Annotated in this window: 20 protein-coding genes; 19 read left to right on the top strand and 1 reads right to left on the bottom strand. The window is 58.2% G+C overall.

Translation table 11 applies throughout. From position 1 onward, the window contains the following. Nucleotides 1-64: 64 nt before the first annotated feature. From EAY64_RS07265 to EAY64_RS07200, 15 genes are all read left to right on the top strand, one after another. Nucleotides 65-1,303: a PAAR domain-containing protein gene (locus tag EAY64_RS07265; protein ID WP_103524160.1), complete on the top strand. Its 1,239-nt coding sequence runs from the start codon at nucleotides 65-67 to the stop codon at nucleotides 1,301-1,303. After that, the gene (locus tag EAY64_RS20260) at nucleotides 1,300-1,797 is read left to right on the top strand and encodes a hypothetical protein (protein ID WP_147456194.1); all 498 of its coding nucleotides are present in this window, start codon (nucleotides 1,300-1,302) and stop codon (nucleotides 1,795-1,797) included. The genes EAY64_RS07265 and EAY64_RS20260 overlap by 4 nt, the downstream gene beginning before the upstream one ends. Before the next feature lie 133 nt (nucleotides 1,798-1,930). Next, nucleotides 1,931-2,164 (top strand): hypothetical protein, encoded by a 234-nt coding sequence (locus EAY64_RS07260; protein ID WP_103524115.1) that lies wholly within the window; start codon nucleotides 1,931-1,933, stop codon nucleotides 2,162-2,164. Between the two features lie 58 nt (nucleotides 2,165-2,222). Beyond that, nucleotides 2,223-2,654, top strand: a complete 432-nt coding sequence (locus EAY64_RS07255; protein ID WP_103524114.1) for a gp436 family protein — start codon at nucleotides 2,223-2,225, stop codon at nucleotides 2,652-2,654. Then, nucleotides 2,654-3,073 (top strand): phage tail terminator protein, encoded by a 420-nt coding sequence (locus EAY64_RS07250; protein ID WP_103524113.1) that lies wholly within the window; start codon nucleotides 2,654-2,656, stop codon nucleotides 3,071-3,073. Before EAY64_RS07255 ends, EAY64_RS07250 begins: the two co-directional genes overlap by 1 nt. 11 nt (nucleotides 3,074-3,084) lie before the next feature. Next, nucleotides 3,085-3,270, top strand: a complete 186-nt coding sequence (locus EAY64_RS07245) for a DUF7210 family protein (protein ID WP_103524112.1) — start codon at nucleotides 3,085-3,087, stop codon at nucleotides 3,268-3,270. Beyond that, on the top strand, nucleotides 3,267-4,019 hold the full coding sequence (locus EAY64_RS07240) for a phage tail tube protein (protein ID WP_103524111.1): 753 nt from the start codon (nucleotides 3,267-3,269) through the stop codon (nucleotides 4,017-4,019). The genes EAY64_RS07245 and EAY64_RS07240 overlap by 4 nt, the downstream gene beginning before the upstream one ends. A 49-nt stretch (nucleotides 4,020-4,068) precedes the next feature. After that, entirely contained in the window at nucleotides 4,069-4,428 is a 360-nt protein-coding gene (locus EAY64_RS07235; protein ID WP_103524110.1) for a hypothetical protein, read from the top strand. Nucleotides 4,429-4,543: 115 nt separating this feature from the next. Then, nucleotides 4,544-8,755: a tape measure protein gene (locus tag EAY64_RS07230; RefSeq protein ID WP_103524109.1), complete on the top strand. Its 4,212-nt coding sequence runs from the start codon at nucleotides 4,544-4,546 to the stop codon at nucleotides 8,753-8,755. 3 nt (nucleotides 8,756-8,758) lie between these two features. Beyond that, complete coding sequence (locus EAY64_RS07225; RefSeq protein ID WP_103524108.1) at nucleotides 8,759-9,280, top strand: hypothetical protein; 522 nt, start codon at nucleotides 8,759-8,761, stop codon at nucleotides 9,278-9,280. A gap of 1 nt (nucleotide 9,281) precedes the next feature. Further along, nucleotides 9,282-11,513, top strand: coding sequence for an Ig-like domain-containing protein (locus tag EAY64_RS07220; protein ID WP_103524107.1), 2,232 nt, complete (start codon nucleotides 9,282-9,284; stop codon nucleotides 11,511-11,513). Between the two features lie 2 nt (nucleotides 11,514-11,515). Then, nucleotides 11,516-11,905, top strand: coding sequence for a hypothetical protein (locus tag EAY64_RS07215; protein WP_103524106.1), 390 nt, complete (start codon nucleotides 11,516-11,518; stop codon nucleotides 11,903-11,905). A gap of 5 nt (nucleotides 11,906-11,910) precedes the next feature. Then, on the top strand, nucleotides 11,911-12,231 hold the full coding sequence (locus tag EAY64_RS07210) for a hypothetical protein (RefSeq protein ID WP_103524105.1): 321 nt from the start codon (nucleotides 11,911-11,913) through the stop codon (nucleotides 12,229-12,231). Further along, entirely contained in the window at nucleotides 12,228-12,950 is a 723-nt protein-coding gene (locus EAY64_RS07205; RefSeq protein ID WP_103524104.1) for a hypothetical protein, read from the top strand. The genes EAY64_RS07210 and EAY64_RS07205 overlap by 4 nt, the downstream gene beginning before the upstream one ends. Continuing rightward, nucleotides 12,947-14,368 carry a hypothetical protein gene (locus EAY64_RS07200; protein WP_103524103.1) on the top strand — a complete coding sequence of 474 codons (1,422 nt, stop codon included), beginning with the start codon at nucleotides 12,947-12,949 and terminating at the stop codon, nucleotides 14,366-14,368. Before EAY64_RS07205 ends, EAY64_RS07200 begins: the two co-directional genes overlap by 4 nt. Nucleotides 14,369-14,468: 100 nt before the next feature. Here EAY64_RS07200 and EAY64_RS07195 read toward each other — a convergent pair whose 3' ends face one another. Next, nucleotides 14,469-14,804, bottom strand: coding sequence for a hypothetical protein (locus tag EAY64_RS07195; RefSeq protein ID WP_103524102.1), 336 nt, complete (start codon nucleotides 14,802-14,804; stop codon nucleotides 14,469-14,471). Between the two features lie 156 nt (nucleotides 14,805-14,960). Between EAY64_RS07195 and EAY64_RS07190 the strand changes: the two genes are divergently transcribed. The 4 genes from EAY64_RS07190 to EAY64_RS07180 all read left to right on the top strand — a co-directional run. Beyond that, nucleotides 14,961-15,317: a hypothetical protein gene (locus EAY64_RS07190; protein ID WP_103524101.1), complete on the top strand. Its 357-nt coding sequence runs from the start codon at nucleotides 14,961-14,963 to the stop codon at nucleotides 15,315-15,317. After that, nucleotides 15,314-15,484: a hypothetical protein gene (locus EAY64_RS20370; RefSeq protein ID WP_158604632.1), complete on the top strand. Its 171-nt coding sequence runs from the start codon at nucleotides 15,314-15,316 to the stop codon at nucleotides 15,482-15,484. The genes EAY64_RS07190 and EAY64_RS20370 overlap by 4 nt, the downstream gene beginning before the upstream one ends. Nucleotides 15,485-15,492: 8 nt before the next feature. Further along, nucleotides 15,493-15,981 (top strand): hypothetical protein, encoded by a 489-nt coding sequence (locus EAY64_RS07185; RefSeq protein WP_103524100.1) that lies wholly within the window; start codon nucleotides 15,493-15,495, stop codon nucleotides 15,979-15,981. A 3-nt stretch (nucleotides 15,982-15,984) separates the two neighbouring features. Beyond that, the coding region (locus tag EAY64_RS07180; protein ID WP_199734405.1) for a hypothetical protein at nucleotides 15,985-16,354 on the top strand (370 nt) is incomplete at its 3' end.

The following is a 16,354-nucleotide window of genomic DNA, read 5'->3' as shown; positions in this document are numbered from 1 at the left end:
AATTCCAGCCATGCCTTTGGCATGATAGGATTATTCATGTCAATTAATCATGCTGGAGCAGGCGATGGGAAAAGCGATTATCCGGGAGGGTGATCCAACATCACACGGCGGTACGGTGCTGGAAGCGTTTCCTCACCTATCCGTCTATGGAAAAAATGCAGCCGGTGTCGGCCACAAAGGCCATTGTCCTCAATGCAAGCGGGACTTTGTCATTGTAGCTGGCGCTGCGAATGTGACTTACTTCGGCAAAAACGTTGCTGTTGAAGGTATGCAGACATCTTGTGGTGCAATCCTGATTGCAACCCAGCATCAGGCGACTATCGATGTTGTTCCTGGTGGGCAGGCGGTGATGGCAGGTTCTCTGATGGCATCCGTACTGCAGAAGGCCGCAACCCCCACACCGTCATTTGATGAACAAATCAAATTCGTCCTTCCCAATAATAGCGCTTTGGCGAATACCGCTTACACATTGACGCTGGCAGATGGCTCCACCATCGAGGGCTCTACTGATGCGGAGGGAAAAACGCAGCGGATCGAAACAGACAGTGAGCAAGATATTGTCAGCGCCGAATTTTATCCGGACATGTTTTATGGCTGTGACTGTGCAGCCGACCACATGTGCGAGGCCGGTGGGCGTGCGCCAGCCCCCGCGATGAAGGTCGAGTTAAAAGGCATTAAGACCAACTCGCAAGCGATTGGGTCATCGGTGGTCAATCACACCCTGCCCGTGCCTGATGTGCGGCCAATGACGGCAGGTGAGATCGCGATGGCGAAGACAGTCTTTAAAGACGCCATCGACTATAGCTTGGTCAAAATCCATAAAGGCGGTCTCTTTGGCCAGCCGGATCGATCTGGAAATGCCATGACTCCCAAGGGAGAGATTCACTTTCCTTCAGATAGCTTCAAACCAGACTTCTCTAGTCCGGACCTGGATGCTGCTATTGCGGTCTGGTTCATTCATGAGCTGGGTCATGTCTGGCAATATCAGCTCGGGTACTCGGTTGTCTGGGGGGGGGTAAAAATTGGAAGTAGAGGCGGATATTCCGATGACGGCGTAAAGCACAAACCAGCTCCAGCATATCGATACAACCTCGACGGAGAAGACAGAGGAAAGACGTTGCCAGACTTCAATATGGAACAGCAAGCAGAACTGATATCACACTACTTCGGCGCGATAACGCTAGGGATGGGAGAATATACGATCATCCTTTCCTCGCTTCGGCTGGCCTTAAGGGGCTTTATAGCGAATCCGAAGAATCGGGCTCTGCTGCCGACGACTACCAAAGTGGAGCCAACACCGTGAGTCTGTCCAAAATCGCGATTGCATTTTCTCTATCCTTGGCGACTACACTATCTATCGCGATGTCTAAGCCGTATGACGCCACTGTGGGTGCTGTCATTAAGGATGGGATGCCATGCTTTTTTTCATTATCACCTTTGGATGTACCAGCATATCTGCAGGGGCACGGAGTATCTATGCGCATGTATAGCGAGTCTGGCAACGGCTCCGGAGCCTTGTGGAGCGTTTGGTTCCGCAAGTGGCAAAAGACTCTTCCGACAACTGCAGCGACGTGCGTGGTCTATGGTATTAAATCACCTGATAACAACCAGCAACCTGCAAAAACTCTTCCCGTCGACGCACCTCTATCATTCTCATTTGGTGGCGAATGGGGACGTCAAAATGTTGAGTTCTGTATCCGCAAGGATGAGAAGGGGCGGCGCTACTTGTCTGGTGTAAAACGACATGATGGCATTGCAGAATGCACAGAGACTCAATTACGGAACACGGAAGAATAAAACTTCCAAGCCATGTTCACCAAGGAGTCACACAATGCACTGCAAGATGCAGTCAACTAGGGCGAATACCTGCATGCTGTACAAGTCGGTGATTGAGGCCGTCACCAGTACCAAATAGCCGCTTGGGGGCATCATGGAATTTCATCCCGTCGTTGAGCAATTCCGCGCCCAAGCCGAGATCCTGGACGCAACACAAAGCACCAAGTCTATCGATGAAGCTACGATACAGCTGGCGATCTGGATGGATTTGAATGCAGACCGCTTGTCGGTAGATGACATGGCGCTCCTGACTGCAGTCGGTGGCATCCTGTTCCGTGAGGGCCTAAATCGCCGCTTCCAGAAACAGTTTGGCGATCCTGAGAGATAGCTGTCTACCGAACCCTTTCCTACCTTTTTTGCACTTCCCATGCCCGCACAATGCGGGCATGACTACTTCACCCCCCTACATCACCCAGCAAGGCCTGGAAGACCGCTTCGGGCGGGAGTTCCTGCTGCGCGTCACTGACCCGACCAATACCGGGGAGGTCGACCAGGGCAAGGTTAATCGCGCCATCAGCGATGCCTCCGAGCTAGTCAATTCCTACCTGGGAAAGCGTTACACCCTGCCGGTGCCGTTTGTACCTGGTGCACTGGAGCGTGTAGCCGCTGACCTGGTGCGCTACTTCCTGTATTCCAGCCAGCCTGGTGAAGAAGTGACCAAGCGTTACGACGACGGGGTGAAGTGGCTCAAGGACGTGGCCAATGGCGTGGTATCGCTGGGCTTGCCGGTACCGGAAACCCCGACCAGCTCCACCGGCAAGGTGGTCATGTCCGGCCCGCGCCGCAAATTTACCCGCCGCACCATGGGGGACTACTGATGCGTCCCGACCCCCTCGCCCTGGGCAAACACATCGTCGCCCAGCTCAAAGCCCAGATCAGTGATGTCCGTCAGATCGTGCAGCGCGGCGAGTTGACCGATGTGACCAGTGGCGAGCAGGTCTCGCCGTCCTTGTATGTGATCTACGTGCGGGATGTCTTGCCGGGTGATGGTCAGTCCATGGAAGCCCAGAACCACATCCTGCAGCAGTGGATGGTGGTGGCCGCTCTCCAGGGCAGTACCGACCAGATGCTAGCCAAAGCCGGTGAGCTGCTGGCCAAGGCCCGTGCTGCCCTGCTGGGCTGGACGCCGGATGCCGCGCTGTATGACCCGTTGCAGGCGACCACCCCGCCCGCTGCCGTCTACGTGAGCGACTGGGGCTATTTCCCGCTGCTATTTACCGCTGATTTCTACGCATGAAAGGAGACCCCATGGCATCGACCCAAAAGGAGCGTGTCGAGCTGATTGTGGAGCACAAGAACGCCGGCACCCTCTACCCGGTTGGCCATGAGCTGGACGTATCCCCCAGTACGGCAGCCTGGCTGTACCGCAACAACATTGCCAAGCCGGCTAAGGCACGGCAATCCATTCCCACTCTATCGGAGCCTGAAGCATGAGCTTTGCACCCTTTATCCCCACGACTGAAAAACATTCGTACTCAGTCTCCGGCCAGATCCTGATGGCTGAGTATGGTGTCGCCAAATACGCCCCGTTTGCCATGGTCGAAACCGCTGACCTGACCATTGAGCAGGAAACCCAGGAGTTGGCGGACTCTTACACCGGCCAGGGCAACTACGACAAGCTGTACTCGGTGAAGTCGGTATCGCTGGATCTGAAGGTGACCACCTTCCAGCCGGAGATCATTGCCGAAATGACCATGGGTGTGGCCAATGCCCGTGAAGAGCAAGCCATTACCGATGAAGTCCAGACCGCATACCAGGGCGTCCTGGTACCGCTGGAGAATCTTGGCGCGGGTGACTTTGTCGTCAGCCCTGATGCAGGTGGCCAGCCCTTTATTGCCGGCAAAGATTACTTCCCGACCGCTGCCGGCATCATTCCGCTTGCCAGTGGCGGCATCGCGGACGGCACCAAGATCAAGGTCAGCTACAAGGCCCTGGAGGCCAATGTGGTCGAGTGGTTGGCCGGCTCCCAGAAAGAGCGCAGCCTGATTTTCCATGGCGTGAACAAGGCCAGCCGCAAGCAGGTGGTGATGCAAGTATTCCGGGGCAAGTTCGGCTTTGCCGACAAGTACTCCATCCTGGGCAAGGATTTCCGCAGTGCCGGCCTGAAGTTTGAGGTACTGGCTGACCCGCTGCAGACCGGTGAAGGCCTGTCGCAGTGGGTACGTGAAACCCTGCTGAAGTAAGCCATCCCACCACCGATGGGCGCAGCCTGGCTGCGCCCTGGAGCTTGTCATGCGTATCGAAAAACCCATTCCCATCGGTGACCACACCATCACCATCCGCGAACTGACCGTCGCGGATATTCGCGCACTGCTGGTGGCATCGATCCAGCAGCATGGCGATGTCGGGCTGATCCCGGACCAGGCTGATCTGATCATGAATGCCACCCTGCTGCCGGATCTGCGCCTGGACGAGCTGCGCGCCATGGCTCCGATGGCGCAGGACATGCTGGATAGCCTGGCTGACTCGGAGCTGCAGACACTGCGCGATCAGTGCCGGGAGTTGAACCCGCTTTTTTTCGGCATGAAGGCGCGGCTGGAACAGGCGAAGGCCCAGGCGGAGATGATCGCCCTGGCCCAACTGAACAGCTAAGCCAGCTGGAAACCAATCTGGGCCGGCTGATTGAAGCGGGCCACCCCAATGCTGCCCAGTACCCGCTGCGCTTCTTTGCCGCCGTCATTGATGATCTGAATAGCCGAAACGCCACATGAAAACCCTGGAATACCTGATCAAGGCCAACAGCTCCGACTTTGTCACTGCGGTGACCAAGGCGGAAACCATCTATGGCCAGGCACTCAAGGGCATGGCGGACAAGGCCAAGCAGATCAGCCTGTTCAAGCAAGCCAAGGATGATGCCGACAGCACAGGCACCGCCCTGGTGAAGCTGAAGGCCACGGCAGAACAGGTGCGCAAAGCGCTGGGGGATGGTGGTGGCAGCCTGCAGCAAAGCCAGCAACTGGCGAAGGCTGAGGCTGCGATCAGCAAGACCGAGGCGGCCATGCGTGGCCAGGTCGCTGCCGTGGTCTCCATGCGCCAGGCGCTGGCTGCGGCCGGTGTCGATACCCGCAATCTGGCAGCAGAGCAGGACAAAATGGCCACGGCCATTGCAAAAGCATCTGCAAGCGTCATCCAGAACCGCCGCACCAATGCTGCCCGCGATGTGCTGGGCATCCGTTCCGAGCTGGATGTCACCCGCGAAATTAACCTGGTGCAGGCTGCCTATGATCGCCTTGCCGCCACCGGTACGGTCTCGCATAACGAGCTGGACCGGGCGGCTGCTGCGACCAAGGCCCGGATTGCCGCCCTGCGCCAGGAGCTGCGAGGCGGTGCTGAGGAGGTAAAACTGTTTACCGCTCCATCAGCAGCCGTCAACCAGGTGCGCCGTACTGGTGCCGCCCGCGATGTCCTGGGCATCCGTTCCGAGCTGGATATCACCCGCGAAATCAGCCAGGTGCAAGCAGCATATGACCGCCTCGCCGCTACCGGTACCGTCTCGCACAATGAGCTGGACCGGGCAGCGGCGGCGACTAAGGCCCGGATTGCCGCCTTGCGCCAGGAACTGCGTGGTGGCGCTGACGAGGTAAAGCTGTTTACCGCGCCCTCTGCATCGGTCAATCAGGCACAGCGCACCAGTGCTGCCCGCGATGTCCTGGGCATACGCTCCCAGACCGACATTCAACGTGAAATCCAGCAGGTATCGGCGGCCTTCTCTCGCCTGACGCAGAACCCGGCCATCAGCATGGCCGAGCTGTCCAGGGCGGCTACGGCCACCAAGGCCCGGATTGCTGAACTGCGTGCCGAGCTGCAGGGCACGATGCCGGCCAGCAGCTTCCTGATGACGGGTGCCGGCAAACTGGTGGCCATGGCCTCGGCAGTGGTGTCGCTGAATGCCGCGCTGGCTTTGACCCGCAGCATCCTGTCCACGGCTGGCCAGTTTGAAACCCTGCGTACCCAGTTAAACGCCGTTGAAAAATCCGCCACCAAGGGTGGTGAAGCCTTCGCGTATATCAAGCAACAGGCAATCAATACCCCGTTCCAGGTCACCAACCTGACCCAGACTTATATCCGGCTGCGCAATTACGGGTTGGACCCGACTGCCGGCAGCATGCAGGCCATCATCGACCAGGCAGCAAAGCTGGGCGGCAGCCAGGAAATGCTGGAGCGTATTACGCTGGCACTGGGCCAAGCCTGGACCAAGCAGAAGCTGCAGGGCGAAGAGATCATGCAGCTCAACGAGGCCGGGGTACCGGTATGGGATCTGCTGTCCAAGGCCATGAACAAGTCGGCTGCCGAGCTGATGAAGCTATCCGAGAATGGTCAGCTCGGCCGGGATGCCATCACCGCCCTGATGCAAGCGATGGAGAATGATGCAGCCGGTGTAGCGGCTTCGCAGATGCAGACCTGGAATGGCATCGTGTCGAATGCCACCGACTTGTGGAATGACTTCCTGGACAGCATCGGCCAGGCCGGTCTGCTGCAGTTCGCCAAAGACAGCATCACCCAGCTGACGACTGCACTGCAGAAGATGAAGGAAACCGGCGAACTGTCCCAGATCGCCCACGACATCGCAGACGCGCTGCAGGCCCTGGGCAAGATTGCCATCGGTACGGCCAAATTCATCACCGCACATCACGATGCCATCATTGCTGTGGCTGCGGTTTATGGTGCCCTGGCTGCCAAGAAGCTGTTTGCGGGCCTGGCCACGGATCTGGTGACCTTTGCCACGGCCGCCAGCAAGGCTGCTACCGCACTGCGGACGCTGAAAGAAGCCCAGACGGTGGGCGACATCATTGATACCGTGGTCGGCAAAGGTGGTGTCCGCAAGGCGACGGCAGCAGCCAAAGCGGCTCAGCCGGCATCTACGCTGACAAAGGTTGCCACCGGCGTGATGGAGGGGGCGACCTATGCACAAGGCGTCACAGAAACCTATCGCTTGGCTAAAGCTGTTCCAGCTGCCGCAGGTACCGGTGTTGCTGTAGAAGGAGCAAAGGCCGCTGAGACTGCAGCAATGCAGTCCGGCGCGGCCTGGCGTGCCGCTGCCAATGTCGCAAAAAAGGCATGGACAGGTATGACAGCAGAAGTGGCGCTGACCTCATCCGTATCACTGACTGGGGTAGCAGCTCTGATTGCCCGCTTTACGGTGTTTGGAACAGTGGCCTATGCATCTTATAAGGCGCTTGAACCAATAATCAGCAATACCATTGATCTCTATAAGATGGAAGTAGACGCCCTTGAGCAGAAGCGTCAAACACTGGAGGAAATTAATCGCCTCGAGCGCGAAGGGGCACAGCAAGATCGTGGTACGGGAACCGGTGCAGTCACTCGCGTGTATTCAGCGGAAGACCTGGCCAGCTCGACTAAAAAGCAGCTTGAGGATTACCGGAAGAACCTCGACCGTGCCCACAAGATTCAGATTGACCTGGCGAATCAACGGGCGCGAGATGTCACCCGTGCAGGTGGTGTATCTGATCAAGATCCGGAATACCAAAAATACCTGGCTGAGGCGATTGCCTATAAAAAGGCTCTCAAAGCTCTAGATGATTATGAGGCGCAGCGCCTCAAGCTGGAAACCAGCTACAGCAGCCAGATCAAGGCTATCAAGAATGGCCAACTAGAGACCCTCGCTGTCGCGCTGGCCAGAGAGCAGAAGCTGTATGACAAGGCCAATGAGCAGTTGCAGGCTGCCGTTGCCACACGCCAAAAACATCAGGATGCCTGGGCCAATAATAAAGCGGTAGACCCTGCCGCCAAGGCCGCAGAACCACAAGGCGTGACCGACTACTACGAAAGCCTGCAAAAAGCCCAGGCACTCGCACGGGCCGCGCAGGACAGTCAAAAGACGGCGAATACCACTGGCCTTGATGGTGACTTCCAAAAAGCCACCCGCGATGCCGCAGCTGCTGAAACAGCATTCAGCCGCGTGATGGACGTCATCAATCAACTGCGCAGCGGCGGCAAGATCACTGAAGGCGAATTCAAGCTGTTCAATGACCAGGCGGGTCGCGCCCAGGACAGTCTGGATGCCGGTGCAGAAAAAACCGCCAAATCTTCCCTGCAAGCGGCAATGGAAAAGATGGAAGCGCTAAAAGCCGCTGCTGCAGCCATCCAGAAACTGGATATATCGGTGAGCTTCAACGATAAGCAGGCCATCCAGGACATGGAAAGCATGATCAACCGCATCCAGCAGGCGGCCCAGGCTCATCCAGTCAAGATTCCGCTTGGCCTAGTTGGCCCCGATGGCAAGCAGCTGCAGGATGCGCGCCAGGCAATTGGTCTGCCAGATCGTCCTACCTCGGAACTGACACCAGGACCATCCACGGCCGGAAGCAGTGATAAGAAAGCGGCGGCGACAACGGTACCGGCTGAAGTCGATAAGAAAGCGGCGACAGCTGACCTGAACCAGTTCCTGAATAGTGCCCAGCAAGTTGCCAAAGCGAACCCCATCAATGTACCGGTGAACTATGTGGGTGGCGGCGATGCCGCGACCAATCTTGCAGCGGCCCGTCGGCAAGTCGGGCTGCCCGACATCCAGTCACACGCCGATGGTGGTGCCATTTCTGGCCCCGGCACCGGCACCTCGGACAGCATCCTCAGCCGCTTGAGTAATGGCGAATTCGTGGTCCGGGCAGCGGCGACCAGCTACTACGGCCCGGATCTGCTGCATGCCATCAACCAGATGCGCCTGCCGCGCTTTGCCACGGGCGGTGTCGTGGGCCAGCTGCCGGCAGTGAGCCGGGCGATATCGGCCATGCCATCCCTGCAGGCCAGCACCGGCAGTGCTGCCATGGGCCAGTCCGGTAGCCCACTCAATATCTGGCTACCTGGGGCAAGCGACCCCATCACCGTGCAGGCCCCGGAGTCATCCGTTAAACAGCTGCGGGATGCCGCGTTAAAACACAACCTCAAATTCGGCAAATAAACCATGAATGCAAATCGATATGCACAGTTTTTTGCACTGGATGGCCAGGTCATTCCGATCCGGGCCGGTCTGAAGGTGAATCAGACCTATGAGCAGCTCGGCGGTCGCCAGTTGTTCCGCGCCCGCACCGGCAAGGCCCGGCTGCAGAGCCACTGGAGCAAGGTTAAAACCGTCCTCTCCGGCAGCGGCTGGCATGTCATGCCGTTTGCCGGTATCGATCAGACTGCCGTGCATACCCTGGACTGCGTGACCGCCCGTGCCTTACAGGGCCATCTGCCGCTGTTTACCCTGCCGGCGATCCGCCAGGATATTCCGCCGCGTGGCTTTGCCGTGGTGGGTGGCGAACTGGTGCCGACGCATGCCGTGCTGGCCGGCACGGTGCTGACGCTCAATCCAGTCGCCAATGCGGACAGCTATGTCTGCTGGTACTGGCCCCGGCTGACCGGCTATCTGACCGCAGTCAGCGACCAGGGCGACCCGCGCAGCCTGAATTACACCTGGTCGCTGACGCTGGAAGAGGCTTGAGATGATTAACGGCTCTGCCATCAATAGTACGGCGATCAATACACACTCCGTCAGCAGCGGCGGTGCGCCGCAACCCAGTGCGGACCAGCTGTCGGTGCCAATGACACTGGACGTTTCGACACTGCCGACCGGGTCACTTTCCACCCCGATCAGCCTGGCCGTGCTGCCGGTATCACTGCCGGCCACCGGCTGGGATGTCCGGGTACTGGTGGGTGGTGCAGATCTGTCAGACAGGGTCGAGGGTGAGCTGGAGATTGAAGCCGAGGAAGGCGCTGCGCGTATTGCATCGGTAGTGCTGAGCTTGGCTGCCGGCGACAGCCTGGCCAGCTTTGGTGGACAAAGCCTGGTGATTGATGTCCAGCCGATGATCGGTGGTGCGTGGGTGCGCCGCTTTACCGGCAAAGTATCCCTGCCGCAGTTTGACCTTGAAGCCGGCCGCGTTACCCTGCACGGCACCGATAACCGGCATGAACTGCTGGCGCAATCCAGCCGCTCAGCGCTGGCTGCCCTGCTCGGTGGCTACTGGTCCGACCATGTGGGCGGTGAAGCTGCCAACAGCCTGCAGTACGCCGAAGGCCGGCTAGAAACCGTTGCCGGCAGCTTTGATCTGGATGCCTACGGCAATCCGCGCCTGACAGACTGGGCCATGGCTGGCCAGACTGCGACGGTGACTGACGACGATATCAAGGATGGTTCGCTCGAGGTCAGGCCGGTGGCCCTGAGCGATGTCACCAACCTGGTCACCAATGACACTGTTGGCCTGGGGGCTGTATCCACGACCAGCATTTGCGGCCTGATTCACGACAGCGCCAACGATACCGGCAAGTCTGTAACCGATAACCTGACTGCGAATACCCGCCCGCTGATTGGCGGCACGGTTGAACCAGGTGCAACGGTGACCCTGACTATCGGCGGGCAGTCTGTGGTCACCACGGCATCCGGTACAGGCTATTTTGCGGTACGGCCGCCCTATGCCCTGGCAGCAGGCATCCACACCCCACATATCACGGTGACAAGCAGCTGGACGTGGGAAGCATGGGGCACCTCATTCACCGTTGCCACTGCGGCCGAGGCGAATGAAGGCGCAGTCTCGTCGGCCGCCAGCGAAAAAGTGGCCAGCACCGATTGCACGCTGGAATACCGCTACCCGCGCTTGCACCTGGCAGAAACGGTTTACCAGTGGACGATGGGCATTTCCTACCCGGAGCTGGTGCTCGGCCGCAATGGCCATGCTTTTATTCTCCCGGAGCGCTCGCTGTTCGAATCGGCCGCCAGCCAGTCTGGCTGGATCGTGGACAAGACGGCCTATACCTCCCCCAAGCAAGGTACTTCTGTCGTCGGCTATATCGACCGCAACGGCAATATCATCAACGGTGCCCCAGGCCCGGCTGCCGACGTCATTGAAATGCTGATCTTCAAGAACGAGTACACCGGTGCTGCCGCGCTGGACCCGCGCTGCGAGACGGCAACGCTGTGGCTGCATCGGCGCATCGCTCAGCCGGTGACCGAGCGCTGGCGTGTCACGGTGTCCGCGCCTGACTCGGTGAGCGCACTTGGTACCCGCAAGGCCCAGGGGGCGACGGCAGCGATTGATGCCACCAGCAGCTTTAATGCCGATGCCTGGGAAAAGGATTTGAAGGTCGAGCCAGTCATCAAAGCCAGCACCGATTACACCAGTCTGCCGACGGTTTCACGCGCCGATATCGACGCCGCCCTGGTCTGCCTGGCGGCAAAGGCCCGTCGCCAGATCCTGGCCAGTCACCGCGCCAGTCGGGTGACCTTCACCACCGTGGCCAGCGCAACGCTGGATCTATCACAGCGCCTGCAGGTTGACTCTGCCGACCTGCACGCTATCGGCAAAGTCGCCCGGTTTGTCGAGCGCTACGCCATCGACAGCGGCAGGGCCGAGACGGACATTGAGCTGGCCATCAGTGCGCTGGTGGGGGTCGGCACGGCCCAGGATGACCCGCTGCAGAGTCCGGTCATTACCGGTGCGGCCAATCTGTCGCAGTCGGCCACCGTGCCGGTGCCTAGTGCCTGGGAAGGCCTGGGCGACCTGGTGGATGGCACGTCCTGGACGACTGGAGCCACTGGTGACACCACCTCGCAATACCCGCGCTCGGTGGCGCTGACCACCCAGGCCATCCACCCCTATATGACCGACCCGATTGATCGCCCGATGTCCTACGCCGTCACCGTGGCGATCCCGGTAGACCCCTTTGAACTGAGGTAGCCATGGCGATCACTTTTGCACTGTATTACGACGCCGCCCGAACCCAGCCGGTGACCCAGCTCGCGCTGGCCGGCATTAATGATGCCCTGGTCAGCCCGATACAGCAGCGGCTGTATGCCGGCCCGGCTGCCGGCATGCGGACGATGTCCACGGATGGCCAGCCGATCCGCTTGTCCGTTGTCTCGACTGGCGATGTCCAGCCTGCCGCGTTTCGGCTGGCACTGACCCAGGCGGATCTCGGCAGCGTGGTGCCAGGTGCCGACCTGGCATTGGCTGCACAGCTGGATGACCTGGTCGCGATCTGGCTACAGGTGGATTGTGCTGGTCTCAGCACAGGCGCGCATACCGGTTTGACGATCAGCAGTAGCGAAGTGAAAGAGGTCGCGCTATGAGCGGAATGAGCAAGCAGGATGCCGACATTATCGGCAAGGCGCTGCAGCAGCCGGCGTCCTTGGCCAAGCGGTTGCCAGCACTGCCGGCACGGGGTGGGATTCCCAGCTCCACCGCAAAGGGCAATGCAGCTCAGCCGGCTATTACCGCGACAGGCAGCGGGATTGACTCGCCGCTGACAGAGTCCAGCCGAACCAACTACGGCACCACCTATGTGACGACATCAGACGGTCTGTTCTCCATCGCCTTCACTGCAGTCAAGCAGCTGACGATGAAAGATGCGGCCAACCGTACCGTGATTTTTAACTACCAGGAGCCAGCAGCATGATCAAGCTGTTCAACAACCTGTCCCGTACTTTTGCGTCCGGTTTAACCGGCATTGATAGCCTGTCGCGAGTCGATGCCAACCCGCTATTAGCGCTGCTAGGGCTGTATTTCCCCAATGACGATGCCTACCTCTTTGACAGTTGGTCCGGGCTGTATTCGCGTGGGCTGGCTCCCTTTTGTATCGAGTCGCTAGATGGCATGTACCGGGAAATCTTTTATATTGACCTGGGCCGCAAACGACTTGAGTTTCAGGATGTGCCGCTGTTTGACTCAGTCAATAATACGAGCGATCTCTTGTCCTGGCCGGATCGTTTTGATTGGTCTGGGATTCCCTGCCGGGTGTTCAGCACTATGCCCGCAGAGTTGCTGGAAATGGCCAGCCATGGCTATGTGCATCGGAATCGTGACGGTGGCACCTTTGATCTGTATTTGCCTGCCATGCGACTGGATGTCTCGTCTGGTAGCGATGAGACCTCAATAACAGTAAGCCTGCGCAGTGACGGGGCATGCCCGGCATCCTTCCGTTTCCGAGCCGATGGCATTCCGCCGAATGGTACAACCCAATTAATCAACTCGGGCCAGTTTGTGGATGGCACGGGTGCTGCTGTCAGCTTCCCGACCTTCGGTGCGGGTGGTCTCAAATTGTGGGAAATCGAGGGTGTGGTTGACCTTGCCACGACGACCGCAACCATCACCCGTGATACCCGGATTGCCGCATGACCATCAGCACCTTGCTGCAGTCCCCTGCCTCGGATGCCCCTAGCGGGTTCTATTTGCATGGACTTGCCACCGGAGCCAGCCTGCAGACAAGCGATGGCAAGACAGTGAGCTGCCCTTATCCGGTCTATGTCGGGGATGGCTCATGTTACCGGCTGGACGTACCAGGCTTTGTACCGCCCAGTTATCCCGCCGCCGTCACCGCTGCCAATGAGGCTGCTGGCCGGTACTTCCTGCCCTATGTCATCACGAGTGGTCGAGACTTCGGCAAACTGCCAACGGGCTGGGGTGGCTACGATTTCAGCGTGGCATTTTGCTTTGGCACCAACCGCAACGTGATTGCCACCATTCAGGGCAATGACCTGCTGTGGTGTGAAAACGCGGGCTATGCGGACAAGCCGGTGCATGTGGTCAGTCAGTTTTTTCCAGATCGCCCAGCAGGCACTGTGATGTACTTTGAGGACATCTACGGGCAGCGGGCCATTATCCGCACTGGCGTGGTGACGGGAAACCAGCAGGCTGAATATCGGGTGAACTCGGTGAGCCAGACCGGGCTGTTCCTGGAGCAGCCGCAGCCGTACTGGTACGAGCTGCGATGTGATTGGCCAGTTGAACAAGCCGCCCCTTCATTTGCCATGAGCAAACTGGCGGTAACGGATGACTTTAGCCGCACATGGGGGACTGTTTCGCCGAGTCACCGTGTTGGTAGTGAAGATGGTGCTAGTCATACTTGGGAAAGCGTCACTCTGACCGGATCAGATGGCGATCCGCTTTACGCTACGCGGTTCGAAATCGACATGATCAAGGCCAGTATCTATGTCGCGCCCCAGCACAGGCTCATCAAGCGAACTATCGGCTACAAATACGATAAGGCTGGGATAGCCCAGCCAATCAACCTCAGTATTGATGACGACATTACCGCCACGACCGCCATTGTTGATGTAACCGACCTGGTGCCATATGGCAGCATGTGGGGAGATGGCTGCCGTATTACCTACCAACGGCACACAAAGGCCGCGCTGGAGTATGCAGGGGCCATGGTTGCCCGTTCAGACATCCGGCAAACGATCTGGGACTGGGTCAATCTGGGTGAGGATCTGTTGGGCATGTACTCCGGGACGATTATCAAGCTGGATGCTCAAGAGGCGCTCAAGTGCCGGCCTGGTTATGTGCGTTGCTCTAACAGGCTGTGGGTTATATCGCTAATTAAAACCCTGCCGACTGCCGCCACCAGGGGTACCACCGCGTTCCAGTTCTTCACGATTGATGATGGTGTGATGCATCAGACAGCCACCTATCAGCCTTACCTTGAGAATGTGGGCACGGTGTTCATGCTGTTTCATCCTATGATGGCCGGCACGGTGCATCCCGTCAGTGGTGAGGTGGCGGTCAAGAATGGCCAGGCCTTGCGATGGGTGTAGGCTGCCGCCTCACAATACAAAACCCCGCGCAAAGTGGCGCGGGGTTGCTGGAATAGACTTCGACAACATCCAACTCCTGGAAAACCGTGGACCCTTTCTGTCACATCAAGTGTTCCGTCAGCAAAGTCCATTCATCAACAGGCGGAATCTGATGCCGCAGTGCTGCATGATCTGGATTAAATTGGGCAAGTTTCTGCCTGAGGTAATGCTCTAGATGTAGAGTGATGTGATCGGGATCGGCCTCTCTAATATCGTCAATTACCGCATGGTCAATCTGGATGAGGATTGTTCTGGATCGTTTATTCGGTCTGATGGGATCATTACCCAACAGCCAGAAGACAGAAAATATCCAGTCTCGATGGCCCTCCCCGTATTCAGTAATGTCAGCCCCTTCAGGCATCACGGAGTGGATAGTGTGAACAATGCGTTGATACATTTGGTGACCCCCATATGGTCTGATGTAGGACTGCTCACTTCAAAGATGCCAATTCAATATTAATACATTCTGACGAATCCCTTCCTCCCTTTCACTTACAGCAAAACACCGGACACTTGGCACTCAATGTCCGGTGTTTTGTTTTGAGAGGCCACCTTGCTCCCCTATGTCCGTAAAGACCCGCTTACCATCGTCCAGGGCTGCACCTTCATCCATACCTGGGAATGGATTGCGGGTGGCCAGCCTGTCGATCTGACTGGGGCTGAATTCGAGCTGGTCGCCAAGGCTAGTGCAGATAGTAGCGCCCCCCTGATCCATCTCACGACCTCCAATGCCGGCATCACGGTGAGCGGCAATGCCATTAGCCTCCGTATCGAGGAGGACATTACCCGCGCCTATATCTGGCGTAATGCCGTTTTTGATCTGCGGGTGAAGTGGCCAGGCGCAGAGCCGCGCCGGGTTGATCCGTTCATGACTGGCCGCTTCGAAGTACGCCCCGGAGTGCTGGCATGAACGAGGTGATTGAACTGATTCCATCCCCGGCAAGAGAGGTGCTGGAGGTGGTTGTTACCGAGCGTGAAACCATCGTCGAGATTGCCCGGCAGGGACCACCAGGGCCACCTGGTGATGCTGGATTCGATGTAGACCTCGACCTGATCTATCAGATCGCTAAACTCTAGGAGTGCAAATGTCTCTGCAAACACGTATTACCGAACTGGCCCAAGGCATCGCAGCAGACATCAAGTCGCTGAAGGCTGCCCAGGGCAATCTGAATGCTCTCAATACCACGGCAAAAGCTAGCCTAGTTGCAGCGATCAACGAGGTACTGCAGTTGGCTCAGGCGGCAGGCTCTTCGTCTGGCGCAACGATCAATGATGCGGAAACCAGTGCAGGTTCGACGTTCTCATCCAGCAAGATCACCACTTTACTCGCGGAGCTAAAGAACCAGATCCTGGGTGGTGCTTCGGCCGCCTATGACACGCTGCAGGAAATTGAGGCCAAGCTGGGGAGTGACGATACAGCCCTGGCCAACCTGCTGACGGCGGTCGGTAACCGGATCAGCTTTGCCGATGCCCAGTCGTTGACGGCGGCGCAGCAGCTGCAGGCGTGCACTAATCTGGGGATCGGTGATCCGACCACCGACTTCTTGGCTGCGTACACTGCGGCGAAGAGCTGATCGATGTCTAGTGTGGTCGGCAGAATCATTGCGGCGTTTCAGTCCGTCGCCGCCGATATCAAGTCATTGCGCCAGATAGCGCCAACCTGCCTGGTCAACTTCAACGGCTCTGGCAGTACCCCGACTATCCGCTGGGGGTATAACGTTGCCAGCATTACCAAAGTCTCCACTGGACGTTACCGGGTTAATTTTACGACCCAGATGGCCAATATAAACTATGTGGTGGCTGGCTCACCGACGAGTGCCGGGTTGACCGACGCCAACGGCATCGTGCGGGCACGTGGAGGGGGGATGACTGTGGACTATGTGGAGATTGTTACTGGCCCTGGCGGCGTAACTTCACTATCCGACTACGACACCATCAGCGTGATGA

This window comes from Aquitalea palustris (genome assembly GCF_003693445.1).
Lineage (GTDB): Bacteria > Pseudomonadota > Gammaproteobacteria > Burkholderiales > Chromobacteriaceae > Aquitalea > Aquitalea palustris.
The sequence above is the reverse complement of the archived record's forward strand: the minus strand, read 5'-3'. Positions and strand labels throughout refer to the sequence as shown.